The 24,286-nt window shown below is 73.7% G+C and carries 29 protein-coding genes and 1 riboswitch; of the genes, 13 read left to right on the top strand and 16 right to left on the bottom strand.

Annotated features, from left to right (window positions below; genetic code table 11):
* Positions 1-121: 121 nt before the first annotated feature.
* From bioD to bioB, 3 genes are read right to left on the bottom strand one after another with little or no spacing between them, the layout of a single operon-like run.
* Entirely contained in the window at positions 122-853 is a 732-nt protein-coding gene (gene bioD, locus PV350_RS14240) for a dethiobiotin synthase (RefSeq protein WP_499510369.1), read from the bottom strand.
* Positions 850-2,142 (bottom strand): adenosylmethionine--8-amino-7-oxononanoate transaminase, encoded by a 1,293-nt coding sequence (locus PV350_RS14235; protein WP_499510368.1) that lies wholly within the window; start codon positions 2,140-2,142, stop codon positions 850-852. The genes bioD and PV350_RS14235 overlap by 4 nt, the downstream gene beginning before the upstream one ends.
* Positions 2,135-3,352 carry a biotin synthase BioB gene (bioB, locus tag PV350_RS14230; RefSeq protein ID WP_499510367.1) on the bottom strand — a complete coding sequence of 406 codons (1,218 nt, stop codon included), beginning with the start codon at positions 3,350-3,352 and terminating at the stop codon, positions 2,135-2,137. The genes PV350_RS14235 and bioB overlap by 8 nt, the downstream gene beginning before the upstream one ends.
* Positions 3,353-3,499: 147 nt before the next feature.
* Between bioB and PV350_RS14225 the strand changes: the two genes are divergently transcribed.
* On the top strand, positions 3,500-4,648 hold the full coding sequence (locus PV350_RS14225) for an 8-amino-7-oxononanoate synthase (RefSeq protein ID WP_499510366.1): 1,149 nt from the start codon (positions 3,500-3,502) through the stop codon (positions 4,646-4,648).
* A gap of 2 nt (positions 4,649-4,650) precedes the next feature.
* Here PV350_RS14225 and PV350_RS14220 read toward each other — a convergent pair whose 3' ends face one another.
* Together PV350_RS14220 and PV350_RS14215 are read right to left on the bottom strand one after the other, a co-directional pair.
* Positions 4,651-4,902, bottom strand: coding sequence for a DUF397 domain-containing protein (locus PV350_RS14220; RefSeq protein WP_499510365.1), 252 nt, complete (start codon positions 4,900-4,902; stop codon positions 4,651-4,653).
* A gap of 15 nt (positions 4,903-4,917) precedes the next feature.
* On the bottom strand, positions 4,918-5,769 hold the full coding sequence (locus PV350_RS14215) for a helix-turn-helix domain-containing protein (protein ID WP_499510364.1): 852 nt from the start codon (positions 5,767-5,769) through the stop codon (positions 4,918-4,920).
* Between the two features lie 287 nt (positions 5,770-6,056).
* Here PV350_RS14215 and PV350_RS14210 point away from each other — a divergent pair, with 287 nt between their 5' ends.
* Positions 6,057-6,491: an ATP-binding protein gene (locus PV350_RS14210; RefSeq protein ID WP_499510363.1), complete on the top strand. Its 435-nt coding sequence runs from the start codon at positions 6,057-6,059 to the stop codon at positions 6,489-6,491.
* Between the two features lie 12 nt (positions 6,492-6,503).
* On the opposite strand, the gene PV350_RS14205 is transcribed toward PV350_RS14210, so the two are convergent.
* The 4 genes from PV350_RS14205 to PV350_RS14190 form a co-directional block, all read right to left on the bottom strand.
* On the bottom strand, positions 6,504-7,148 hold the full coding sequence (locus PV350_RS14205) for a GNAT family N-acetyltransferase (RefSeq protein WP_499510362.1): 645 nt from the start codon (positions 7,146-7,148) through the stop codon (positions 6,504-6,506).
* A 77-nt stretch (positions 7,149-7,225) separates the two neighbouring features.
* Positions 7,226-7,699 carry a C40 family peptidase gene (locus PV350_RS14200; RefSeq protein WP_499510361.1) on the bottom strand — a complete coding sequence of 158 codons (474 nt, stop codon included), beginning with the start codon at positions 7,697-7,699 and terminating at the stop codon, positions 7,226-7,228.
* 3 nt (positions 7,700-7,702) lie between these two features.
* A riboswitch (cyclic di-AMP (ydaO/yuaA leader) is annotated at positions 7,703-7,857 on the bottom strand.
* Positions 7,858-8,205: 348 nt separating this feature from the next.
* Positions 8,206-8,511: a hypothetical protein gene (locus PV350_RS14195; RefSeq protein ID WP_499510360.1), complete on the bottom strand. Its 306-nt coding sequence runs from the start codon at positions 8,509-8,511 to the stop codon at positions 8,206-8,208.
* 6 nt (positions 8,512-8,517) lie between these two features.
* On the bottom strand, positions 8,518-9,159 hold the full coding sequence (locus tag PV350_RS14190) for an ATP-dependent Clp protease proteolytic subunit (RefSeq protein WP_500334082.1): 642 nt from the start codon (positions 9,157-9,159) through the stop codon (positions 8,518-8,520).
* A gap of 84 nt (positions 9,160-9,243) precedes the next feature.
* Here PV350_RS14190 and PV350_RS14185 point away from each other — a divergent pair, with 84 nt between their 5' ends.
* The 9 genes from PV350_RS14185 (at position 9,244) to PV350_RS14145 (ending at position 14,825) form a co-directional block, all read left to right on the top strand.
* Positions 9,244-9,537, top strand: coding sequence for a type II toxin-antitoxin system Phd/YefM family antitoxin (locus PV350_RS14185; RefSeq protein ID WP_500334080.1), 294 nt, complete (start codon positions 9,244-9,246; stop codon positions 9,535-9,537).
* 103 nt (positions 9,538-9,640) lie between these two features.
* On the top strand, positions 9,641-9,778 hold the full coding sequence (locus PV350_RS14180) for a hypothetical protein (protein WP_499510357.1): 138 nt from the start codon (positions 9,641-9,643) through the stop codon (positions 9,776-9,778).
* A gap of 112 nt (positions 9,779-9,890) precedes the next feature.
* On the top strand, positions 9,891-10,193 hold the full coding sequence (locus PV350_RS14175; protein ID WP_499510356.1) for an urease subunit gamma: 303 nt from the start codon (positions 9,891-9,893) through the stop codon (positions 10,191-10,193).
* Between the two features lie 10 nt (positions 10,194-10,203).
* Positions 10,204-10,515 (top strand): urease subunit beta, encoded by a 312-nt coding sequence (locus tag PV350_RS14170; RefSeq protein ID WP_499510355.1) that lies wholly within the window; start codon positions 10,204-10,206, stop codon positions 10,513-10,515.
* Positions 10,508-12,229: an urease subunit alpha gene (locus PV350_RS14165; protein WP_500334078.1), complete on the top strand. Its 1,722-nt coding sequence runs from the start codon at positions 10,508-10,510 to the stop codon at positions 12,227-12,229. The genes PV350_RS14170 and PV350_RS14165 overlap by 8 nt, the downstream gene beginning before the upstream one ends.
* A 16-nt stretch (positions 12,230-12,245) precedes the next feature.
* Entirely contained in the window at positions 12,246-12,920 is a 675-nt protein-coding gene (locus PV350_RS14160; RefSeq protein WP_499510353.1) for an urease accessory protein UreF, read from the top strand.
* A gap of 11 nt (positions 12,921-12,931) precedes the next feature.
* Positions 12,932-13,627, top strand: a complete 696-nt coding sequence (gene ureG / locus PV350_RS14155; RefSeq protein ID WP_500334076.1) for an urease accessory protein UreG — start codon at positions 12,932-12,934, stop codon at positions 13,625-13,627.
* On the top strand, positions 13,624-14,385 hold the full coding sequence (locus tag PV350_RS14150; protein ID WP_500334074.1) for an urease accessory protein UreD: 762 nt from the start codon (positions 13,624-13,626) through the stop codon (positions 14,383-14,385). Before ureG ends, PV350_RS14150 begins: the two co-directional genes overlap by 4 nt.
* Complete coding sequence (locus PV350_RS14145; RefSeq protein WP_499510350.1) at positions 14,382-14,825, top strand: type II toxin-antitoxin system PemK/MazF family toxin; 444 nt, start codon at positions 14,382-14,384, stop codon at positions 14,823-14,825. Before PV350_RS14150 ends, PV350_RS14145 begins: the two co-directional genes overlap by 4 nt.
* Positions 14,826-14,893: 68 nt before the next feature.
* Here PV350_RS14145 and PV350_RS14140 read toward each other — a convergent pair whose 3' ends face one another.
* Together PV350_RS14140 and PV350_RS14135 are read right to left on the bottom strand one after the other, a co-directional pair.
* A complete protein-coding gene (locus tag PV350_RS14140; RefSeq protein ID WP_499510349.1) occupies positions 14,894-15,205 on the bottom strand; it encodes an antibiotic biosynthesis monooxygenase family protein in 312 nt (103 codons plus the stop codon).
* Positions 15,206-15,481: 276 nt separating this feature from the next.
* Positions 15,482-16,090, bottom strand: coding sequence for a LysR substrate-binding domain-containing protein (locus tag PV350_RS14135; protein WP_500334072.1), 609 nt, complete (start codon positions 16,088-16,090; stop codon positions 15,482-15,484).
* Between the two features lie 462 nt (positions 16,091-16,552).
* Here PV350_RS14135 and PV350_RS14130 point away from each other — a divergent pair, with 462 nt between their 5' ends.
* Positions 16,553-18,154 carry an alpha/beta hydrolase gene (locus PV350_RS14130; RefSeq protein ID WP_500334070.1) on the top strand — a complete coding sequence of 534 codons (1,602 nt, stop codon included), beginning with the start codon at positions 16,553-16,555 and terminating at the stop codon, positions 18,152-18,154.
* An 81-nt stretch (positions 18,155-18,235) separates the two neighbouring features.
* On the opposite strand, the gene PV350_RS14125 is transcribed toward PV350_RS14130, so the two are convergent.
* The 4 genes from PV350_RS14125 to PV350_RS14110 form a co-directional block, all read right to left on the bottom strand.
* The gene (locus tag PV350_RS14125) at positions 18,236-18,598 is read right to left on the bottom strand and encodes a cupin domain-containing protein (RefSeq protein WP_499510346.1); all 363 of its coding nucleotides are present in this window, start codon (positions 18,596-18,598) and stop codon (positions 18,236-18,238) included.
* A 9-nt stretch (positions 18,599-18,607) separates the two neighbouring features.
* Positions 18,608-19,438, bottom strand: a complete 831-nt coding sequence (locus PV350_RS14120; RefSeq protein ID WP_499510345.1) for a TIGR02452 family protein — start codon at positions 19,436-19,438, stop codon at positions 18,608-18,610.
* A gap of 26 nt (positions 19,439-19,464) precedes the next feature.
* A complete protein-coding gene (locus PV350_RS14115) occupies positions 19,465-20,535 on the bottom strand; it encodes an NAD-dependent epimerase/dehydratase family protein (protein WP_500334067.1) in 1,071 nt (356 codons plus the stop codon).
* A 93-nt stretch (positions 20,536-20,628) separates the two neighbouring features.
* A complete protein-coding gene (locus tag PV350_RS14110; protein WP_499510343.1) occupies positions 20,629-21,345 on the bottom strand; it encodes a lysophospholipid acyltransferase family protein in 717 nt (238 codons plus the stop codon).
* Between the two features lie 244 nt (positions 21,346-21,589).
* Between PV350_RS14110 and PV350_RS14105 the strand changes: the two genes are divergently transcribed.
* Positions 21,590-22,777, top strand: a complete 1,188-nt coding sequence (locus PV350_RS14105; RefSeq protein WP_499510342.1) for a S1 family peptidase — start codon at positions 21,590-21,592, stop codon at positions 22,775-22,777.
* Between the two features lie 12 nt (positions 22,778-22,789).
* Here PV350_RS14105 and PV350_RS14100 read toward each other — a convergent pair whose 3' ends face one another.
* Positions 22,790-24,163: an MFS transporter gene (locus PV350_RS14100; protein WP_500334065.1), complete on the bottom strand. Its 1,374-nt coding sequence runs from the start codon at positions 24,161-24,163 to the stop codon at positions 22,790-22,792.
* Between the last annotated feature and the right edge of the window lie 123 nt (positions 24,164-24,286).

The following is a 24,286-nucleotide window of genomic DNA, read 5'->3' as shown; positions in this document are numbered from 1 at the left end:
CACCCCCCACTTCCGATTCTGCCGCTTCGGAGCCCGTCCCAAGCCTCCCCGTTCCGGGGCGGATCCGGCGTGTCGCCCGCCGTCCGTCCCGGACGCGCCCGGGGCCGGACGGCGGTGCGGGTCAGGCGGGGTCGGCGGGCGCCCAGTACGAGGTGAAGGCGGCGGCGTCCCAGATGCCGCCGATGCGGGGGGAGAGCCAACCGGGTGCCGCCTGCCGGAAGTCGGCGGGGTCGAGGGCGGCCGCGCCGGCGGGCAGGGCGCCCACGAGCGGGGCGCCGGTGACCTCGGGCAGGTCGGCGAGGTTGCAGCGGGCGGCCAGGTCCGCGTCGTCCGGCCAGCTGCCGATGACGACGCCGGCGCACTTCAGGTCCCGCGCCTTCAGGGCCTCCGTCGTCAGCGCGGCAGCGTTGAGGGTGCCGAGCCCGGCCGGGGCGACGACGAGCACCGGGGCCGCGAGCATCCGTGCCGCGTCCGCCAGCGTCGAGCCCGTGTCGTCGAGCCGGACGAGCAGCCCGCCCGCGCCCTCGACGAGGACGATGTCGTGCACCGCCGCCAGCTTCGCCGCCGCCTCCGCGATGTCGGCCGGGCCCACCGGGGCGAGTCCGGAGCGCCGTGCGGCCGTGGCGGGGGCCAGCGGCTCGGGGTACCGGGCCAGTTCGACGCCGGTGACCTCGGGACCGGCCAGGCGGGTGACCTCGGCGGCGTCGCCCGGCTCGCCGGGGCCCACCCCGGTCTGCGCGGGCTTGAGGTACGCGACGCTGTACTCGCCGAGCAGCACCGTCGCCGCGATCGCGGCCGTCGTCACCGTCTTGCCGATCTCCGTGCCCGTACCGGTCACGAACAACACCGTCATGCCGCCTCCGCCGCCGCGCGCACCGCCGCGCAGATGCGCGCGATGTCCTCGTCCCCCGTGACGTACGGGGGCATCGTGTAGATCAAGTCCCGGAACGGCCGCAACCATACCCCGCTGCGGGCGGCGGCCCGCGTCGCGGCGGCGAGGTCGACCTGGTGGTCCAGCTGGACGACACCGATCGCGCCCAGCACCCGCACGTCGCGTACCCCGGGGAGGCCGGCGGCGGGTGCGAGCCCCTCGCGCAGCCCGGCCTCGATCCGCTTGACCTCCTGCGCCCAGTCCTGGCCGAGCAGCAGGTCGAGCGAGGCGCAGGCGACGGCCGCGGCCAGCGGATTGCCCATGAAGGTCGGGCCGTGGGCGAGCACCGGCACCTCGCCCCGGGAGATCCCGTCGGCGACGCGCGCGGTGCACAAGGTGGCGGCCATCGTGAGGTAGCCCCCGGTCAGGGCCTTGCCGACGCACATCACGTCCGGCGAGACGCCCGCCTGGTCGGCGGCGAACAGCGTCCCGGTCCGCCCGAAGCCGGTGGCGATCTCGTCGAACACCAGCAGCACGTCGTGCTCGTCGCAGGCCTCGCGCAGCACCCGCAGGTAGGCGGGGGAGTGGAAGGTCATGCCGCCCGCGCCCTGCACGACGGGCTCGACGACGACCGCGGCGAGTTCGTGCGCGTGAGCGGCGATCGTCTCCCGCAGGTGGCCGGCGTACGCCTCCTCGTACGCGGCCGGCGGCGCGTCCGCGAAGACCTGCCGGGGCAGGACGCCGGACCACAGCCCGTGCATGCCGCCCTCGGGATCGCAGACGGACATCGGCTGCCACGTGTCGCCGTGGTAGCCGCCGCGCCAGGTCATCAGACGCTGCTTCTCCGGCCGCCCGAGCGAACGCCAGTACTGCAGGCACATCTTGACCGCGACCTCGACCGACACCGAGCCGGAGTCGGCGAGGAAGACGTGCCGCAGCGGATCGGGGGTGATCTCGACCAGGCGGGCGGCCAGCCGCACGGCGGGCTCGTGGGTGAGCCCGCCGAACATCACGTGGCTCATCCGGTCCAGCTGGCCGCGGGCCGCCTCGTTGAGCACCGGGTGGTTGTAGCCGTGGATCGCCGACCACCACGACGACATCCCGTCGACGAGTTCGCCGGCGCCCTCGAACGGCTCGGCAAGCCGCAGCCGGACCCCGGCCGCGGACTCGACGACGAGCGGTTCCTGACGGCCCGGCATGGGCCCGTACGGATGCCAGACGTGCTCCCGGTCCAGTGCCAGCAGCTCGCCCGGGGTGAGCGGCTCAGGCATTGGGCGGCAGGTCCGTGCCGGTGCCGCGGCGGCGCACGGCCACCAGGTCGGTGCGGGCGGCACCGGCCGTCGCGGGCTGCGCGAGGTCGCCGTGGGTGTCGCCGTGGCCGTGGCCGCCGCAAGGGCCGCAGCCGCCGCCCTCGCCGTGCGAGTCGCAGCCGGCGGAGGCGTGGGAACCGCAGCCCCCGGCCGGGGCCGCCACGTCCGCCCGGTGCTGGGGCAGGGTCACCTCGCCGGCGCCCTCCACCTCGAAACCGGCGTCCGCGATCATGTCGAGGTCGGTCTTGCCGGCCTGGCCCTCGCTGGTGAGGTAGTCGCCCAGGAAGATCGAGTTCGCCAGGTGCAGCGCGAGCGGCTGCATGCTCCGCAGGTGCACCTCGCGGCCGCCCGCGATGCGGACCTCCACATCGGGACAGACGAACCGCACCATCGAAAGAATCCGCAGGCACCGCTGCGGGGTGAGGTTCCACTCCTTCGCCAGCGGGGTGCCCTCGAAGGGGATGAGGAAGTTCACCGGGACGGAGTCGGGGTCCAGCTCGCGCAGCGCGAAGACCACGTCGACCAGGTCCTCGTCGCTCTCGCCCATGCCCGCGATCAGCCCGGAGCAGGCCGAAAGGCCCGCCGCCTGGGCCTGTTGCACCGTTTCGACCCGGTCCGCGTAGGTGTGCGTGGTGGTGATGTCCCCGTAGGTGGCCTCGGAGGTGTTGAGGTTGTGGTTGTACGCGTCGGCGCCCGCGCCGCGCAGCCGCTCGGCCTGCCCGTCGGAGAGGAGGCCCAGGCAGGCGCAGACCTCGACGGCCTCGTTCTGCTCCTTGATGGCCTCGATCGTCTTGGAGACGCGGTCCACGTCGCGGTCGGTCGGGCCGCGTCCGCTCGCCACCAGGCAGACCCGCTTGGCACCGCCGGCGACCCCCGCCGCCGCGGCGGCCGCCGCCTCGTCGGGCTTGAGCCAGGTGTACTTGAGGATCCCGGCCTCCGAGCCGAGCCGCTGCGAGCAGTACGAGCAGTCCTCCGGGCACAGTCCCGACTTGAGGTTGACCAGGTAGTTCAGCTTCACCCGGCGGCCGAACCACGCGCGGCGCACCTTGCCGGCCGCGGCCACCACGTCGAGGAGTTCGTCGTCGGAGGTCGCCAGCACGGCGAGCGCCTCCTCACGGGTGGGCAGCTCGCGGCGCAGGCCCTTCTCGACCAAAGCATTCAGCAGATCCATGTCGCGATCCTGGCGTACCGCACGGGCCCGGGCCAATGGGGCATCCCACAAGACCGCTCGCTCAGGGTGTGTGCATCACCACACCGTGCGAGACGATCCGGCACACTACGGTGGCGCCGAACCCTCCGCCGACCCCAGGGGACGACCATGACCCGCGACCCGTTCGACTGGATCGACGCGCACGCCGAACGGCGTCGCGCGGCCGGGCTGGTGCGCACCCTGCGGCCGCGGCCCGCGCGGTCGCCCCTGCTGGACCTCGCCTCCAACGACTACCTCGGGCTCGCCCACCACCCCGAGGTGACCCGGGCCGGTGCGGACGCCTGCCTGCGCTGGGGCGCCGGCTCGACCGGTTCACGGCTGGTCACCGGCAGCACCGAGCTCCACGCCGAGCTGGAGGCCGAACTGGCCGCCTTCTGCGGCTTCGAGGCGGCGCTGGTCCTGGCCTCCGGCTACGCCGCCAACCTCGCCGCCGTCACGGCGCTCAGCACCGAGCCGGACACGCTGCTCGTCTCCGACAGCGGCAACCACGCCTCGCTCATCGACGGCTGCCGGCTCTCCCGCGCCACCACCGAGGTCGTGCGGCACGCCGATCCGGACGCCCTGCGCAAGGCGCTGACCGGCCACGACGGCCCTGCCGTGGCCGTCACCGACTCGGTCTTCTCGGTGGACGGCGACGCGGCCCCGCTCGGCGCGCTGGCCGCCGCCTGCCGCGAGCACGGAGCCGGGCTGCTGGTGGACGACGCCCACGGGCTCGGGGTGCTCGGTCCCGGGGGCCGGGGGGCGGCCGCGGAGGCGGGACTGGCGGGCGCGCCCGGACTGGTGTGCACCGCCACGCTCTCCAAGTCCCTGGGCAGCCAGGGCGGCGTGGTGCTGGGACCGGCCCGCGTCATCGAGCACCTGGTCAACGCCGCGCGGACGTTCATCTTCGACACGGGCCTCGCCCCGGCGGCCACCGGCGCGGCGCTCGGTGCGCTGCGCCTGCTCAAGCGCGAGCCGGAACGCGCCGTACGGGCCCGGGCGGTCGCCCGTGAGCTCTACGAGCGGCTGGTGGGGGCGGGGCTGGACGCCACCGCGCCGGACGCGTGCGTGGTGTCGGTGCGGGCGCCGTCGCCCGAGGCGGCCGTCGCCTGGGCCGGGGCGTGCCGTGAGGCGGGTCTCGCCGTGGGCTGCTTCCGGCCACCGTCCGTGCCCGACGGGATCTCGCGGTTGCGGCTCACCGCGCGGGCGGACCTGACGGACCGGGAGATCGGCGACGCCGTGGGGACGATCGTCCGTACGGCGCCGCCGCGCCCCTGAGTTCAGGGGCGTTCGGTCAGGCTCCCCGTCGTCACGGCGGCGAGGAACTCCGCCCAGGCCGCCGGGGGGAAGAGCAGGGCGGGGCCGCGCACATCCTTGGAGTCGCGTACGGCGAGCTGTCCCGAGAGCGGCCCGTCCCCGATGAGGGCCGTCTCGACGCAGTTGTTCGCCGCCGTGCTGTAGCTGCTGCGTCGCCAATTCACACCTGAGAGGGACGCACTGGAGGTGACGTACTGAGGCAGAGCGTTGGACATGGGGGGTGTGCCTCCTTACGCGCCTTTGCCGATGCCGGAGATGAAGGACAGCGACTGCTCACTCGACAGGGCATGGGAGCGCAACCGATTGAAGGCAGCACCGTACGCCCTGACGTCCTCGTGCTGATCCAGATAGAGACTACTCGTCAAATGGTCGAGAACAACCACGTCGAGATCAGCAATGCGCGGAAATGAGAAGATTACGAAAGGGCCTGTGACGCCTATATGCCCACCGGCCGAGAAAGGCAGCACCTGCAGATGCACATGAGGCAGTGAACCCAGCTCCACAAGATGGCTCAATTGCGCCGCCATCACTCCGGGACCCCCGACCCTGCGGCGCAGCACCGCCTCGTCCAGCACCGCCCACAGCTCCAGCGGCGGATCGGCGCGCAGCACCGCCTGGCGGGCCATCCGCACCTGCACCAGGGTCGCGATCTGCCGCGGTCCGAGCTGCGGCAGCACGGACCGGGTGAGCTCGCGGGCGTAGTCCGGGGTCTGCAGCAGTCCCGGCACCACCGTGGTCTCCAGGGTCCGCGCCCGGCAGGCGTCGGTCTCCAGGGAGATGAAGTCCCGGTAGGCGGAGGGGAGTTCCTCGCGGAACTCATGCCACCAGCCGCGCCGGTCGCCCTCGCCCGCCAGCGCGGAGAGCATCTCCCGCAACCGCTGGTCGCGCACCCCGTACACGTCCAGCAGCGCCGTGACGTCCTCGGGGCGCACTCCGCTGCGGCCGGTCTCGATCCGGCTGACCTTGGACTGGTGCCATCCCAGGCGCTGGGCGGCCTCACCGCTCGTGAGCCCCGCCGTGTCGCGCAGACGGCGCAATTCCGAGCCGATCTTGCGGCGGCGTACCGCCGGCACCTGCTGCATGGTGTGTGCACCTCCCGGTTCCGGCACCCCCGCCGGTCCCCGGGCGAAGTCTGCCGCGCAAATACGTTCTCTCGTAGCAGAGTTCACCGCTTTGGGCGACAGATATATGCATATAGCTGTGGTGACACCCGATTAAGGGCACGATGAGTGACACTCTGGCGCGTGAGTGCCGAACGGGGACGTGCCGCGCGGAAGGCGGGGCACGGCGCCGCCGGCCGTCGCGCGCGCGGCCACGGGCGCGGCAGGCGCCGGCGTCCTGGTCACGGCGGGAAAGGGACAGCGTCGCCATGGCAGACCACCAGGAAGCATCCGTCACCCTGCCGAGCGACCCTGCCTCGGTCCCCGCGGTACGTCGCTACGTGAGCGAGCTGCTGGTGGAGTGGGGCATGCCCGAGGACTCGGACCCCGCCGACTCCGTCCGGCTCATCGTCTCCGAGCTCGCGACCAACGCGGTGCTGCACACCCTCGGCCAGTCCCCCACCTTCACCCTCGACGTCCAGCTGGACCGGGACGAGCAGCTGCGCATCGGGGTCACCGACAGCCACCCCCGGTGGCCCCAGCGGCTGCCCGCCGCCGTGCAGCAGGACAACGGCCGCGGCATGGTGATCATCCGTCACCTCACGGCGGAGGCCGGCGGCACGCTGCTCGTCACCCCCACCGCGGAGGGCGGCAAGACGGTCTGGATCAGCCTGCCCTGGGCCACCGCCGCCGCCGTCGAGTGACCCCGGTGGCCCTCAGCCCTCCCCGGTGAGCAGCAGCGCCTCGGCGCCCATCGGCACGAAGCCCGCCGCCGTGAACGCCCGCACGCTCGCCGCGTTGCCCGGGGCGATCTGCGCCCACACCGTCCCGCCCTCCGGGACGAGATGACGTGCCGCCAGCGCGAGCCGGCGGCCGAGGCCCCTACCGCGCGCCCCCGGATCGACCTCCACGGCCGCCTCCCAGCGGCCCGCCACACCCCGGCCCGTCAGCACGGTGCCCCCGGGCACCGTCCACGCCCGTACCCCGTCACGGTGGCGCAGGGCCCGGACGATCCGCGGATGACCCCGGTCGGCGGTCTCCCGCAGGGGCAGGTCCAGGGCGGCCGGCGGCGGCCCCGGCAGGGCCGGCGCGGCGGTCAGCAGGTCGACGTTGTTCACCGTGCGGTCCAGCAGCCCGCACAGCGCGGTGAGGAACGGCGGATTGAGCGGCGCCGAGAGGTCGCCGGGCGGGAGCAGCCCGCGGATCCGCTCCGGATCGGCGTCCGCGAAGACCACGGCATGGGCGGTGAAGGCGATCACCCCGGCGTCGCGCGGCGCGGGCTGCGGCAGGACCGTCACCGAGCTGTCGGCGGGCGGGAAGACGCCCGCGGCGGCGTCGGCGAGGATCCGTATCAGGGACACACCGGCACGCTACCGGCACGTCCACGGCGCCGGTCGCGTTGCCCGGGAGCCCCGGCTCCCGGGCAACGCGACCGGGGTCACTTCACCCGGCCGTACCAGACGCTGCGGCTCCAGATCTTCTCCAGCCGCACCCGCCCGCCGGGTTTGGGGGAGTGCCAGATCTTCCCGTGCCCGGCGTACATCCCTACGTGGTACACGTTGCTCCCGTAGTGGAAGAAGACCAGGTCACCACGGGTCCGTGCGGACTTCCGGATGTGCCGGACGCTGTTGTACTGGGCGCCCGCGGTGCGGGGGAGCTTCTTGCCCGCCTTCTTGAAGGAGTAGAAGGTGAGCCCGGAGCAGTCGAACCTGCCGGGGCCGGCGGCCCCGTACTGGTACGGCGCGCCCCTCTTGGACGCCGCGATCTTCAGCGCCTTGGCGGAGACCGCCGCCGCGTCTGCCTGCTGGGCGAGCTCCGGCAGTACGGCGGGACCGGCCACGGCGGCCGCCGTGAGGGCGGAGACCGCTCCGAGCCGGCACAGGACCCCGGACATGGCTGTTGGCGCACTCATGCGCAACCCTTCGTCGTCCGCCTGCGAAGGATGACCTGTCGGGTTCGGGCAGGCGAAGATGCCCGGCCGCGGCTGCGGCTTCACCCCAAGGGTCCGGCGAACCGGACCCGTACTGCTCGGGTCCTCCGCTCCTGCCGATGAGTCGTCGTCGACCTGGCATCCGCGCGGCGGCAGGATTCGGCGTCCGCACGGACCGCCCCGCCGGGATGACGGGGGCTTGTCGTCGAAGGGATGATCACCCACCGAAGCGGCCGATTCCCAGCACAACCGGTCGAATGTGAGTCTGTTCACGACTCACCTATTCGGGTGGACTCCGCGACACGGGGCCCGGACTGACGACTCGAAAGGAGTCGAACACCAGGGACGGAGCGTGAGATTCCGGATGTGTGCGGCCATATCGCGCAACTCGGGGCCACTCGGCCGTCCACAGCAGATACAACGATCGGGCGAGTCCATTCGGTTCGAGTTGGCGCCGCCCGAACGGACCAGTGTGTCGTGACGCTCCGTCAGGATGGCCGTGACGACGGCAAGCTGACCTGACCGGTGCGCCGTTCGCCGTCCAGCACCCGCAGCGCCCGTTCCATCGTCGCCGTGTGCACCTCGCTCTCCCCGCGCATGTGCATCAGCGTCAGCGCGTCACGCAGCTCCGTCGCCCTCCCCACCAGGGCCTGCGCGGCGCGCAGCGCCCCGTAGGTGTCCCGGGAGCGGGACGGGTTGATCCTGCCCAGCAGGTCCACGGCCTGCAGATAGGTGTCGATCAGCTCGCCCTCGGCCCGCGTCAGTGCGGGGAGCGGGGGCAGTTCGGGCACCACAGCCGGTCACCGCAGGGCGCGCGGAGCGCGGACGGCGCCGTCCTTGCGGCTCAGCGTCAGCCGGTCCACCAGGCCGTAGGCGAGGGCCGACGGAGCGTCAAAAATGGTGTCCCGTTCGATGTCGGCCCCGATCCGCTCCGGTGCCTGACCGGTGTGGCGTACCAGTAGCTCCTCCAACTGCTCCCGACGGCGGAGCAGTTCCCGGGCCTGGATCTCCAGGTCCGCGGTGGTGCCCTGGATCACCTCCGCGAACGAGGGCTGGTGGATCAGCACCCGCGCGCCGGGGGTCATCAGCCGCTTGCCGGGCGCTCCGGCGGCGAGCAGGACGGCCGCCGCCGAGGCCGCCTGGCCGACGCACACCGTCGACACGTCGCAGCTGACGAACTGCATGGTGTCGTAGATCGCGGTCATCGCGGTGAAGGACCCGCCGGGAGAGTTGATGTAGAGCGAGACGTCCTGCTCCGGGGCGGCGGCCTCCAGGTGGATGAGCTGTGCCATCACGTCGTTCGCCGAGATGTCGTCGATGGGCGTCCCGAGCAGGACGATCCGCTCCTGGAGCAGCTTGGAGTACGGGTCCATGGTCCGTACGCCCTCGCTGGTGCGCTCGGTGAACTCGGGCAGGACGTGGCGGGCGGTGGGTCGAAGCATCGCTGCACCTCCGTGGGCACCCGGGCAGGGGTGCCCGTCGCTGTAAAAAATGTACAGGACGTACATCTCGTTATGATGGGGAGCATGGCCCACGAAGTCCCGGTGACACAAGCGCGTGCGGAGCTGGCGGAACTGATCAACCGCGTCGTCTACGGCGGTGAGCGGGTGGTCGTGACGCGTCACGGCAAGCCGCTCGTCGCCTTGGTATCCGCCGCTGACCTGCAACGACTCCAAGAACTGGACGCCGCTCCCGAGGAGGCGGTGGTCAGTACGGTCTCCTCGGTGCGCGGGGTGGTGTCCGCCACGGGCGAACGCCGCCGGTTCGGCATCGCCGCGGAGCACCGCGGTACGACGGACGCTCGCCACGACGGGGCCTGAGCGGTTCGTGGGGGCGCGGACCTGTGGAAAGCCGATCCGCCGGCCTTCCCGGAGAGGGTCGTGTGCCGGCTCGCCGAGCGGCCGGGGCAGGGGGTGCGCCCGGGTGGTCGCCGGACTCGTGTCGTACGCCGAGGAGCGGAAGCGCCGTGACATGCTGCCGGAGGACGCCGAGCCCGACGAGGTCGCCCGCACCCCGCTCCCACGCGCGCCCGCCGGCTTCACCCCGGAGCCCGGGAGTTAACGCGGACGAAACGCCGCCGAACTAGCCTGCGGCTGCCGGACAACGGCAGGGCGAATCCGCCGGCCGGGGCCCCCGCGGGTCCGTTCACCCGGGACGACTGCGAGGTGTGGCCATGCAATTGACCCCCCACGAGCAGGAACGCCTGCTCGTCCATGTCGCCGCGGACGTGGCGGAGAGGCGGCGGGCCAGGGGCCTGAGGCTCAATCACCCGGAGGCCATCGCCCTGATCACCTCGCACCTCCTCGAGGGCGCACGGGACGGCCGCAGCGTCGCGGAACTCATGGCCTCCGGCCGCAAGGTGCTCACCAGGGACGACGTGATGGAGGGCGTGCCGGAGATGATCCACGACGTCCAGGTCGAGGCCACCTTCCCGGACGGCACCAAGCTCGTCACCGTCCACGAGCCGATCGTCTAGGGGGCGCCGCGTGATTCCCGGGGAGATCCTCCACGCGGGTGAGCCCGTCGTGCTCAACGCGGGCAAGCCGGTCACCCGGCTGACCGTGCTCAACTCCGCCGACCGGCCGGTCCAGGTCGGTTCCCACTACCACTTCGCCGAGGCCAACCCCGGTCTCGTCTTCGACCGCGCCGCCGCCCGCGGCAAGCGCCTGGCCGTCGCCGCCGGGACCGCCGTGCGCTTCGAGCCCGGCATCCCCGTCGAGGTCGAGCTCGTGCCGCTGGGCGGCGCGCGGATCGTGGCGGGGCTGCGCGGAGAGACCGGAGGTGCCCTCGATGGCTGAGCTCTCGCGTGCCGTCTACACCGACTTGTTCGGGCCGACCACCGGGGACCGTATACGGCTCGCCGACACCGACCTGCTGATCGAGGTCGAGCGGGACCTGTCGGGCGGCGCCGACGGCTCGGGCGACGAGGTCGTCTTCGGTGGCGGCAAGGTGATCCGCGAGTCGATGGGGCAGGCCCGGGCCACCCGGGCCGAGGGCACCCCCGACACGGTGATCACCGGCGCCGTCGTCCTGGACCACTGGGGCGTGGTCAAGGCCGACATCGGCATCCGCGACGGGCGGATCGCGGCGCTGGGCAAGGCCGGCAACCCCGACACCATGGACGGCGTCCACCCGGACCTCGTCATCGGGCCCGAGACGGAGGTCATCGCCGGCAACGGCAGGATCGTCACCGCCGGGGCCGTCGACGCGCACGTCCACTTCATCTCCCCGACGATCGTGGACGAGGCGCTGGCCTCCGGCATCACCACGCTCGTCGGCGGCGGCACCGGCCCGGCCGAGGGCACCAAGGCCACCACCATCACGCCGGGGCCCTGGCACCTGGCGCGGATGTTCGCGGCGCTGGAGCACTACCCGGTCAACATCGGCCTGCTCGGCAAGGGCAACACCGTCTCCCACGAGGCGATGCTCTCCCAGCTGCGGGGCGGGGCCGTCGGTTTCAAGATCCACGAGGACTGGGGCGCCACCCCGGCCGCCATCGACGCCTGCCTGACGGTGTGCGAGGCGACCGGCGCCCAGCTCGCCGTCCACACCGACACCCTCAACGAGGCCGGCTTCGTCGAGGACACCCTCGCCGCCATCGCCGGCCGGGGCATCCACGCGTACCACACCGAGGGCGCGGGCGGCGGGCACGCGCCCGACATCATGACCGTCGTCGCCCACCCCAACGTCCTTCCGTCCTCGACCAACCCGACCCGGCCGCACACCGTCAACACCGTCGAGGAGCACCTCGACATGCTGATGGTCTGCCACCACCTCAACCCCTCCGTGCCCGAGGACCTCGCCTTCGCCGAGTCGCGGATCAGGCCCGGCACGATCGCGGCCGAGGACGTCCTGCACGACCTGGGGGCGATCTCGATCATCTCCTCGGACTCGCAGGCCATGGGCCGGGTCGGCGAGGTCGTCCTGCGCACCTGGCAGACCGCGCACGTCATGAAGCGGCGGCGCGGGGCCCTGCCCGGCGACGGACGGGCCGACAACCTGCGCGCACGTCGATATGTCGCCAAGTACACGATCAACCCCGCCGTCGCCCAGGGCCTCGACGGCGAGATCGGCTCGGTCGAGAGCGGCAAGCTCGCCGACCTGGTGCTGTGGGACCCGGCGTTCTTCGGCGTCAAACCGCACCTCGTGCTCAAGGGCGGCCAGATCGCCTACGCGCAGATGGGCGACGCCAACGCCTCCATCCCGACCCCCCAGCCGGTCCTGCCGCGCCCGATGTTCGGTGCGATCGGCGGCGCGCCCGCCGCCAACTCCTTCACCTTCGTGACGCACACCGCCCTCGAGGACGGCCTCGCCGAACGCCTCGCCCTCGGCAAGCGGTTCCTCCCGATCCGCGACACCCGGCGCGTCACCAAGGCGGACATGCGCGAGAACGACGCCATGCCGCACGTCGAGGTCGACCCCGACACCTTCACCGTCCGCATCGACGGAGACGTCGTCGAACCCGCCCCGGCTGTGGAACTCCCCATGGCCCAGCGGTACTTCCTGTTCTGAACGGAGCAGGGGGACGATGAACCGCGCCGCGCTGCTGCTGCTCGCCGACGGCCGCTTCCCCGCCGGGGGCCACGCCCACTCCGGAGGGGCCGAGGCGGCCGTCACGGCGGGCCGGATCACCGGCCCCGGCACGCTCGAGGAGTTCTGCCGGGGCAGGCTGCACACCACGGGCCTGGTGGCCGCGGCGCTCGCCGCCGCGGCCGCCGCGGGCGCCGACCCGCTCGCGCTGGACGAGGCCGCCGACGCCCGTACCCCCTCGCCCGCGCTGCGGCAGACCGCCCGCCGCCTCGGCCGCCAGATGACGCGGGCCGCCCGCGCCGCCTGGCCGTCGCCCGCGCTCGACGCGCTCGCCGCCGCCCGGCCGCGGGGGGCCCACCAGCCCGTCGTGCTCGGCGTGACCGCCCGGGCCGCCGGCCTCACCCCGCTGGACGCCGCCCACGCGGCGGCGTACGAGGCCGTGACCGGCCCGGCCACCGCCGCCGTACGCCTGCTGAGCCTCGACCCGTTCGCGGTGACCGCCGTCCTGGCCCGGCTCGCCCCGGACCTGGACGAGGTCGCCGCCCGGGCCGCCGACGCCGCCCACCGCTGCCTCACCGAGGGCACCGACGCCCTGCCCGCCGCCTCCGCGCCGCTGCTCGACGTGTACGCCGAGGCCCACGCCGGGTGGCCCGTCCGCCTCTTCGCCTCCTAAGGGGACCCCTCATGCACCTCGACCACGACCACACCGTCTTCCCGCAACGGCACACCTGGGCCACCCCCACCGCCCGCCCCGACGGCAGCCGCCGCGCCCTGCGGATCGGTCTCGGCGGCCCGGTCGGCTCGGGCAAGACCGCCACCGTCGCCGCGCTGTGCCGTGCGCTGCGCGAGGAGTTGTCCATCGCCGTCGTCACCAACGACATCTACACCCGCGAGGACGCCGACTTCCTCCTGCGCAAAGCCGTCCTGCCGCCCGAGCGGATCGCCGCAGTGGAGACCGGCGCGTGCCCGCACACCGCGATCCGCGACGACATCTCGGCCAACCTCGAGGCCGTCGAGGACCTGGAGGACGCCGTCGGGCCGCTCGACCTCGTCCTGGTGGAGTCCGGTGGCGACAACCTCACCGCCACCTTCTCCAAGGGCCTGGTCGACGCCCAGGTCTTCGTGATCGACGTGGCCGGCGGCGACGACATCCCGCGCAAGGGCGGCCCCGGGGTCACCACAGCGGACCTGCTGGTCGTCAACAAGACCGACCTCGCCCCGTACGTCGGCTCGGACCTCGGCCGCATGGCGCGCGACGCCCAGCGGCAGCGCGGCGACCTGCCGGTGGTCTTCACCTCCCTCGTCGCCGAGAACGGCGTCGCCCCCGTCGCCGACTGGATCCGTACGCGGCTGGCGGCCTGGGCAGCGGTCCCCGCGTGAGCGGCGTCCACGCCACCGCCCGGATCACCGCCGTCCCGGACGGCCGCGGCGGCACCGCACTGCCCGAACTCACCGGCGAGGGGCCGCTCGCGCTGCGCCGTACGCGGGCCGCCGACGAACGGGCGGCCCGGGTGACGGTCGTCGGCGCCATGAGCGCGCCGCTGGGCGGCGACCGGCTGGCCGTGCACGTCACCGTCCGGCCCGGCGCCGTGCTCCACGTGGACGCGGCGGCGGCCACCGTGTCGCTGCCCGGCCGGGGCGGGGAGCAGGCGCGGTACGACGTACGGCTCACCGTCGGCGAGGACGCCGTGCTGCACTGGCTGCCGGAGCCGCTGATCGCCGCGGAGGGCAGCGACCTGCTCATGACCACTACGGCCGAACTCGCCCCGGGCGCCCGCCTCGTGCTGCGCGAGGAGCAGATCCTCGGCCGGGCGGGGGAGCGGCCGGGCCGGCTCACCACCCGCCTCACGGTACGGGTCGGGTGCCGTCCGCTGCTGGACCAGGAACTCTCCTTCGGGCCGGGCGCGGCGGGCTGGGCCGGGCCGGCCGTCCTGCACACGCACCGGGCGGCGGGCCAACTGCTGCTCGTGGACCCCGCGTTCACGGACAAGCCGGTGGAGGCGCGGGTGCCGGTGCGGGACGCGGAACAGGGCGAGGCCGTGCTGACCCCGCTCGCCGGTCCCGCCGCGCTGCTGACCGCCCTCGCGCCGGACGGGCTGTGCCTGCGCCGCATCCTGTCGGCTAGCGTGGCCCCGTGACGTCGATAGACACCGAGAACCCGGGCCGTTACGGCCCCAGTGCGACCACCGAGGCCCAGCCGGAGCAGGTCGGCCCCGTCCGCACCGAGTACGCCCCCGCCCACGACGGCGACCCCGACCCGGGCGAGATCGTCTGGACGTGGGTGCCCTACGAGGAGAACGACGGCCGCGGCAAGGACCGCCCGGTCCTCGTCGTCGCGCGCGAGCGGACCGACACGCTGCTCGCCGTGCAGCTGTCCAGCAAGGAGCACAACGACGACCGCGAGTGGGTCGCCATCGGCTCCGGCCCGTGGGACAAGTCCGGCCGCCCGTCCTGGGTGAACGTCGACCGCGTGCTGCGCGTCCACCCCGACGGCATGCGCCGCGAGGCCTGCGCGCTGGACCGGGGCCGCTTCAACATCGTCGTGAACCGGCTCAAGGAGCTCTACCGCTGGCGCTGACGCGCACGCGGACCGGCCCCGGGGACGACTACCGCCCCCGGGGCCGGGGCCTTCACGGCGTCACGGCGTCATGGCTTCACGTCGGCGACGACCGCGTACTGCGTCGACTCGTGCTCCACGATGCACTCGCGCAGCCCGACCCGCCGCGCCTTGAAGTCCTCGCTCGCCAGGTACGCGAGGTACTGGTCGAGCGACCGCCACTCGCTGGTCACGATCCAGCTGTCCGGGTCCGCGTGGGACCGGCACAGCTGCGAGCTGATGAAGCCGTCTGCCGAGACGATGCCTTGGTGCACGAGGTCGTATGCCGCCGCATACTGATCCCCCTTGCCCTCGTGGAGGCGAATCCGCAGAACGACGCGGGTCTTCGGTGTGCTGTCCATGGGACCTCGATCCTTGGGGGCGCGAGGACCGTGCGCACGCCGCAGCCGCGCTCAGGACGGTGGCGTGGGGCCCGGGCGGGCCGTTCGATCGCACGGGGCGGCGCGGGAGTCGCGTGGCAGGGGCCGTCGAGCGCGGGTCCCGGGACGGTCGCCCGGGGGACCGCCTCGTCCATCCCGGGGGGATGGGGCGCCCAGTTACCGCCGTCCCTCGACTGTGCGGCCGTCACCTGGGCGGGGCAAAAGGCGCTGGGCCGAACGGGTGAGCCCCATCCGCCGCTACGGGACGGGCGCCCCGGTCAGCAGGCCGGTCAGCACCGCCGCCGCCCCGCCCGCGCCGCCGCGGTGCAGCACCTCCGTACGGTGGACCAGCCGCGGCGCGGTGAGCGGCACCACGGCGACGCCGGCCGCCCCCTCGGCCGCGGAACGCGGCAGCAGCGCCGGACCGAGCCCCGACCTGACGAGTGCCAGCACCGTCCGGACCTCGGGTCCCTCGTGCCGCACCCCCGCCCGGAGGCCCTGCCCGGCCGCCGCCGGATGCAGCAGCGCCGGTGGCAGCGCGGCGGTCGGCGCGTCCCGCAGGGCGTCCGCGAGGTCCGCCGGCCGCACCCCCGCCGGCGGACCGGCGGATGATCTTCCGCCAGGACCACCGTCAGGTCCCCCCTCGGTGCAGCGCACCGCGTGCAGCGGGCCGGCCTCGGGCAGCCGCAGCGGATCGCCGGGCGCCGCCTCGGCCGCGGAACGCGGCAGCAGCGCCGGACCGAGCCCCGACCTGACGAGTGCCAGCACCGTCCGGACCTCGGGTCCCTCGTGCCGCACCCCCGCCCGGAGGCCCTGCCCGGCCGCCGCCGGATGCAGCAGCGCCGGTGGCAGCGCGGCGGCTGGCACGTCCCACAGAGCGTCCGCGAGGTCCGCCGGCCGCACCCCTGCCGGCGGGCCAGCGGATGATCTTCCGCCAGGATCACCGTCAGGTCCCCCTCGGCGCAGCGCACCGCGTGCAGCGGGCCGGCCTCGGGCAGCCGCAGCGGATCGCCGGGCGCCGCCGCGCCGTCGGCCAGCCCGAGGCCGGGCTCTCCCGCCGCCACCCCGGCGACGACCTCCGCGCGGTCCAGCACCCGCAGCGTCATCCGGGCGCGCGGGCGCACTTCCCGCAGCCGTGCCAGGGCCCTCGCCGTCCGGGCACCGGCCGCCAGGGGCGAGGCCCCGCGCACGCCGCCAACCGGCGTTCCCGCCTTATGCGTTGGTAAAGAAACACTCATAAGATCTTCTCTCCGGGGCCTCCGGGACGAAAGGATCCCCCTGCAGTTGCGTTCAGGCCGCCACAAGCGGCACCAACAGCAGGGGGAGTTCATGGTGAGACGCACGGCCGTGCTCGGGCTGACCGCGGCCCTGATAGCCGGCACCGTCGCCACGGCGGCACCGCAGACCGCGGTCGCCCGCAGCGCGCCGAAGGCCCACGGTCACAGCGGCGCCGCCGAGGCCCGTGGCGTACGGATCGCCGCTGCGCACGCCGCGAAGAAGGGCATCGACTGGGCCGCGTGCCCGGCCGACTGGGGCATCGCGAACCCCGTCCAGTGCGGCTGGGTGACCGTGCCGGTCGACTACGCCAAGCCCTACGGCAAGACGATCAAGATCGCCGTGGACCGCATCGGCAACACCGGCACCGCCGCCGAGCGCCAGGGCGCCCTCATCTACAACCCGGGCGGCCCCGGTGGTTCCGGCATGCGGTTCCCGCTCCGCGTGACGACCAAGAACCCGATCTGGGCGGCGACCGCCAAGGCCTACGACTTCGTCGGATTCGACCCGCGCGGCGTCGGCCACTCGGCGCCCATCTCCTGCGCCGACCCGCAGGAGTTCGTGAAGGCCCCCAAGGCCGACCCGGTCCCCGACGACGAGGCCGACAAGCGGGCGCAGCGCAAGCTGGCCGCCGAGTACGCGCAAGGCTGCAAGGAGCGCACCGGCGCCGCCGTGCTCTCACAGATGACGACGGCCAACACCGCCCGCGACCTCGACGTCGTCCGTGCCGCCCTCGGCGAGCGGAAGCTCAACTACCTCGGCGTGTCCTACGGCACCTACCTCGGCGCCGTCTACGCCACGCTCTTCCCGTCGCACGTGCGCCGCATGGTCGTCGACAGCGTCGTCAACCCCGACCGCGACCAGATCTGGTACCGGAACAACCTCGACCAGGACGTCGCCTTCGAGGGCCGCTGGAACGACTGGAAGGCCTGGGTCGCCAAGTACGACTCCGTCTACCACATCGGCAACACCCCGGCGAAGGTCCAGGCGAAGTGGGAGCAGTTGCGGGCCGCCGCCAAGGCGCACCCCATCGGCGGGGTCGTGGGCCCGGCCGAACTGCTCGGCCTCTTCCAGAGCGCGCCGTACTACGACTCGTCGTGGGCGGCCGTGGCCGGCATCTGGAGCGCCTACCTCGCGGGTGACACCCAGGCGCTGGTCGACGCCGCGGCGCCCGACCTGTCGGACACCGCCGGCAACATCGCCTCGGAGAACGGCAACGCGGTCTACACGGCGGTGGAGTGCACCGACGCCAAGTGGCCCCGTGACTGGCGCACCTGGGACCGCGACAACACCCGTCTGCACGCCAAGTACCCGTTCCTGACCTGGTCCAACGCATGGATGAACCTGCCGTGCGCCACCTGGGGCGTCCCGCAGCAGAACCCCGTGGAGGTGCGGACCGGCCACGGCCTGCCGCGCGTCATGATCGTCCAGAGCACCCGTGACGCGGCGACCCCGTACACCGGCGCCGTGGAGCTGCACAAGCGGCTCAAGGGCTCGCTCATGATCACCGAGAAGGGCGCCGGTTCGCACGGCGTCACCGGCCTGGTCAACCCCTGCATCAACGACCGGGTCACCGGCTACTTCGTGACGGGCAGGCTCGACCGGTCCGACGTGACGTGCGCCCCGCACGCCACGCCGGTGCCGCCCACGAGCTGACCCTGCGCGGTACACAGGCGGACGGCCCCGCGGCGCCCACAGGGGCGCGGCGGGGCCGTCCGGCGTTCCGGGCCCGGGCGGCTATCCGAGCCGCACCCCGGTCGTGCCCGTGCCCTCGTTGCCGTCACCGGTGTTGACCGTGCCGCGCGGCTCGAACATCAGGATGCGGGTGCCCTCCTCGGCGCGCGGGCGGTGCGGGACACCGCGGGGCACGGTGAACACCTCGTGCGGGCCGAGGGTCACCGTACGGTCCGGCAGTTCCAGGTGCAGACGGCCGGCGAGGACGAGGAAGAACTCGTCGGTGTCCGCGTGCGCGTGCTCGGCGAAGTCGCCCTCGACGTTGGCCACCTTCACGTCGTAGTCGTTGACCTCGGCGAGGACGTGCGGCATCCACTTCTGGTCCACGGCGTCCATCACGGTGTCGATGTTGCGTTTGTCGCTCATGGGACTCCTCTACCCGGGGAAGGCGGCGGCGAAGGCCGCCCGGGTGGGCGAGTCCGCGCGCCGGTCCAGTACGGCGAAGACGACCCGGCCGAAGCGGTCCGCGAACCGGCCGCCCGGCCCGAGGTGCTCGCGGAAGGCGGCCGCGACCGCCGCCGGGTCGTTGCGGAACACCCCGCAGCCCCAGGCGCCCAGCACCAGGCAGGGGTAGCCGTGCGCCGCGGCGACCTCGAGCACCCTGCCCGCCCGCGCCGTCAGCGCGGCCGGCACCCGGTCCGCGGCGCCGGGGTCCTGGCGGGCGATCACCCCCGCGTTCGGCGCGGCGGAGGTGAGGAAGCCGGCCTCGAAGGGCTCGTCCAGCAGGACGCCGTGCTCGTCGCGGAAGACCGGGACGGCGGGGGAGTGGATCACCCGGTCGCTGTAGAAGGGGCTGCGGTCGGCCCGGTGCCAGTCGTAGAACCGCCTCGCCGTGAGCAGCGTCGTGTACAGCGCCGACGCGCGGCACACCGCCTCCTCCTGGGCCTGCGCCCCGTTGAGGTAGCCGCCGCCGGGGTTGCGCGCCGAGGCGAAGTTCAGCACGGCGACCGGGACTCCCGGTGCCTCCCGCACCAGGCGGCGCGCCGCCTGCAGGCTGTCCTCGCCGGTCACCTCGAAGGCCGTGGGCCCGGTGCGTTCCGCGCGGGGGCCGGGATCGACGGGCCCGGGGCCGTACATCCGCGTCCCCCGTACCGCCCGCGCGACGGCCTCCCCGATCGCCACCTCCACGCCGCGTGCCGTGCGGTACCGGCCGGTCGCGACGAGGCCTTCCGTCTCCTTGGCGAGGGCCCGCAGCCGCGCACTCATGTCCGGTCCTTTCCCACGCCCTGAGGCTAGTGGGGCTCCCCGGGCCCGGCGAGCGGTTTTCCGGCGGCCAGCCAGCGGTCCTCGGCCTCGTAGTCGAACAGGTCGCCGAACCGGTCGTACGTCGACGCCAGGACGGGGAAGGCCTCCCGCCAGTCCCGCCCGCCGAGCCGCTCGACCAGCCAGGCCACGTTCTCCGGCAGCGACTCCGCGTAGCCGGTCACGGCGTGGTAGCCCAATTCCCGCTCCGCGGCCGACATGTCCAGCACGAAGGGGTGGGCCGTGGTCCACGGGGTGTCGCCGACGTTCTTCGCCGGGGGAGGGCCGTCCACGGTGTACGTCTGCGTCTCGTGGCCGAGCGCCGCACCGATGGCGTCCGCGATCTCCGCCACCGTCGGGGCGTACGGGTCACCGGCGTTGAGCACCCGGGAGCCCGGTCGGCGGGCGGCCAGCCGCACCAGTTCGGCGAGGTTCGCGGCGTGCACCGGGTGGAAGCGACTCTCCCCGCCGTACGCGAGCACCCGGAACGGCCGCCGGTCCACGGCCCGCTTGACGAAGTACAGCTCCCTGGGCCGCAGGCTGTGCGGGCCGTGGACGGCCCCGGCGCGCAGCAGCGTGACGGGCAACCGCCCCTCCGCCGCGAGGAGGTCGCGCTCGAGCGCCACCTTGCGCGCGGAGTAGCCGCCCTCGCCGGGGGCCAGCACGGCTTGCGTCTCCGTCACGGGCACCGGGAAGACGGGCGCGCCGCCGGGCTCCCCGTCGGTGTCCAGGCTTCGGCCGTGGCCGTCCTCGTAGACGGAGCAGCTGGACACGACGACCGCGGAGCCGATCCGGTCCGCAAGGTCCGTCAGCTGCCGTGCGTGCTCCGGCCCGTAGGCGACGCAGTCCAGCAGCACGTCGCAGCCCTCGCCGAGCGCCGCCGCCAGGGCCGCCGTGTCCTCGCGGTCCACGGCCACCGGCCGGACCCCGTCGGGCCAGTCCACGTCACCGCCGCCCCCGCGGGAGGCGGCCCGCACCTCCCAGCCGTCCTCGGCGAGGGCGCGTACCGACGCCCGGCCGATCTGTCCCGTCGCCCCGATCACGAACGCAGTTCTCGTCATGACCGCGACGCTAGGCGGGCCGGCGCCGGCGGGGCCAGGCGCGTTCGCCGTGCGCGGATCCGCCCAGGGCGCAACCGCCCAGGGTGCGACCGGTCAGGCGCTGCGGCGCAGCCGGGAGCCGATGCCGGACTGGCCCTGCTGCTCCGCCTTGACCTCGGAGGCGTACCGGTCGACGTACTCCTGGCCGGACAGGCCGAGGATGGCGTACATGATCTCGTCGGTGGCCGAGCGCACCACGAAGCGCTCGTTGTCCATCCCCTCGAAGCGGGAGAACTCCAACGGCGCGCCGAAGCGGATCGTCACCGGCTTGATGCGCGGCAGCCGCCGGCCGGCGGGCTGGATCTCGTACGTGCCGATCATCGCGCACGGGACCACCGGGACCCCGGCGCGGATGGCCATGGTGGCCACGCCGACCTTGCCCTTGTAGAGGCGTCCGTCGTGGGAGCGGGTGCCCTCGGGGTAGATGCCGAGGAGCTCGCCCTTGGCGAGCACCTTCAGCCCCTCGCGGACCGCCGACTCGCCCGCCTTCCCGCCGGAGCGGTCGACCGGGATCTGCCCGATGCTGTGGAAGAACGCCGCGGTCAGCCGTCCCTTGATGCCGGTTCCGGTGAAGTACTCGGCCTTCGCCAGGAAGGTGATCCGGCGCGGCAGGATCGCGGGCATCAGGAAGTGGTCGGAGAACGACAGGTGGTTGCCCGCGACGATCGCCGCGCCCTCCTCCGGGATGTTCTCCATGCCCTCGATCCTCGGGCGGAACAGCACCCGCAGCAGCGGGCCGAGGACCACGTACTTGAGCACGTAGTAGAACACGGACTGACTCCCAACTGGCGCCGATCGGCTCCGGGGCGGCGTTCTGCCAGGTCACAACGCGGTTCGAGGATGGTCAGTCTAGGCGCGGCGGGTGCCGTGCGTCACCGGGCCCGTACGCGCGCGCCGAGTGATTGGTATGGACATGACTAGTCGTCACCTCTAGGCTCGCGGCGACGTCAGTTTTGAGAGCGCTCTCACGACCTCCCCTGCACCACTTCCTCCCACACCAGTTAGGGGAACTGCCATGAGACGCAGGATCAGCGCGCGTGCCGCCCTGTCCGTGCTGCTCGTTCTGGCGGGACTGGGCGCGACCTCCACCGCGCCCACTCCCGCCGCCGCCTCTCCCGCCGGGAGCGCTCCCGCGTCCGCCGCCGGCACGCCGTCCGCCGGGCTCGTCCGGGCCCTCGCCGGCGACCTGGGCCTGAGCGAGGCGCAGGCGCGCGAACGCCTGCGCGACGAGGCCGCCGCCACCCGTCTGGAGCCCGCCGCCCGGCGTGCCGCGGGCGCGGACTACGGCGGGTCCTGGTTCGACGCGCGCACGGGCACCCTCGTCGTCGCCGTGACCGGCGAACGCAAGGCCGCGGCCGTCCGCGGGACCGGGGCGGCCGTACGGGTCGTCGAGCACTCCGCGGGCGAACTCGACGCGGCGAAGGCGGTCCTGGACCGCGGGGCCAGGGCGGGGGCCGCTCCGGCGGCCGTGACCGGCTGGCGCGTCGACCCGCGGGCCAACCGCGTCGTCGTCGACGTCCGCGCGGGCGCCCGGGACACCGCGGCGGTGCGCGCCTTCGTCGCCCCCGCCCGCGGGGCCGCCCCCGGCGCCGTCGTCACCTCGGTACGCCGGGCCGCGCAGGCACCGGAGACGCTCTCCGCGGGGACGGTCGGCGGGGACCCGTACTACAGCCACAACATCCGCTGCTCCATCGGCTTCTCGGTGTACGGCGGCTTCGTCACCGCCGGGCACTGCGCCCAGCCCGGCGCCGCCGTGTACGGCTGGGACGGCTCCTACGTCGGCGCCTTCCAGGGCGGCACGTTCCCCGGCAACGACTACGGCTGGGTCAACGTCGGCAGCGGCTGGTGGACGGTCCCGGTGGTGCTGGGCTGGGGCACCGTCCCCGACGCCCTGGTGCGCGGCTCCGCCGAAGCGCCGGTGGGGGCGTCGGTCTGCCGCTCCGGGTCGACCACGCACTGGCACTGCGGCACGGTCCTGGCGAAGAACGAGACCGTGAACTACAGCCAGGGCAGCGTGTACGGCCTGACGAAGACGAACGTGTGCGCGGAACCGGGAGACTCCGGCGGCTCGTTCATCAGCGGCGACCAGGCCCAGGGCGTCACCTCCGGAGGCTGGGGCAACTGCTCCTCCGGAGGCGAGACCTGGTTCCAGCCCGTCAACCCGATCCTGGCCCGTTACGGCCTGACCCTGCACACCGCCTGAGGCGGGTGCTCTTCAGTGTCCCGTCGCGCCCTCGCGGGCGCGGCGGGGCATCAGGAAGGCGGCCGCCAGGGCCGCGACGAACGCGGCCGCGGCCATGAGCGCCGTCCACTGGGTCGCGGGCACCGTGCCCCCGTCGGCCGCGTAGGAGAAGAACGCCGTGCCGAGCACCGCGACACCGACCGAACCGCCCAGCTGCTGCACGGCGTTGAGGACGCCCGAGGCCGAGCCGGTCTCGCGCTCCTCGACGTCGGCGAGGGCGATGTCGAAGAACGGCGCCATGACCAGGCCCATCGCGAAGCCGTTCAGCAGGAGGGCGGGCAGCAGCTGCCAGGTGGTGGCCCCCTGGCCCGCCAGGTGCACGGTGAGCGCCAGCGCGGCGACGGCCACCGCCGACAGCGCGAAGCCTGCCTGGATGGTGCGCCGGCCGTACTTCGGGCCGAGGACGGCACCGGAGAGGACCGCGCCGACGACCGTGCCGGCCGACCAGGGGATCATCGACGCCCCGGCGTGCAGGGCGCTGTAGCCGAGCCCGACCTGCAGGTGCAGGGTGAGCACGAGCATCAGCCCGCCGACCGCCGCGAAGAAGGCCACGCCCACCACGAGCGCCGCGGAGAAGCCGCGGTGGCGGAAGAGCCCCGGCTCGACGAGCGGGGAACCGCCCCGAGCCACCAGCCGCCGCTGGTACCAGGCGAAGAGGCCGAGCACCGGGACCGCGCCCGCCATCGACAGGTACGTCCACAGCGGCCAGCCCAGATCGCGGCCCTGGACCAGCGGGTACACCAGCATGAGCACCCCGAGGCTGACCAGCGCCGACCCCGGCAGGTCCAGCCGCGGCGCATGCGGCGAGCGCCCCTCGGGCAGGATGCGCAGCGCGACGGCGAAGGCGACGACGCCGATCGGGACGTTGATCAGGAACACCGAGCGCCAGCCGGAGCCGAACAGGTCCGCGTCGGTGAGGAAGCCGCCGAGCACCGGCCCGGCGACCGCGGCGAGCCCCATGACCGGCCCGAACGCACCGAAGGCCGCCCCCTGCTCCTTCGGCGGGAACATCTGGCGCAGGATGCCGAGGCCCTGCGGCACCATCATGGCGGCGAACAGCCCCTGCGCGGCCCGCCCGCCGATCAGCATCCCCGCGGAGCCCGCGGCCGCGCACAGCGCGGAGCACACCGTGAACCCGGCGAGCCCGACGAGGAACATCCGGCGGCGGCCCACGATGTCGCCGAGCCGCGCCCCCGTGATCATCAGTACGGAGAAGGCCAGCGTGTAGGCGGCGGTGATCCACTGGATCTGCGTGGAGCTGCCGCCGAAGTCCGCGCGGATCGAGGGCGAGGCGACGCCGACGATCGTGGCGTCGAGCAGATCCATGATCTCGACGTGACGGATCACGCCCAGCCCTGCCCCTAACACCAATCTCCGACCCCACGAGCCCTCTCTCCACCCTGTTGCCCGTCTCCTGCTTAAAAAAAAAAAAACGCAGCTTGCAAACATACGATCGCCGAACAAAAACAA

The sequence above is a fragment of the Streptomyces sp. PA03-6a genome, assembly GCF_033792765.1.
GTDB lineage: Bacteria > Actinomycetota > Actinomycetes > Streptomycetales > Streptomycetaceae > Actinacidiphila.
This window is presented reverse-complemented; position numbering and strand designations above follow the sequence as displayed.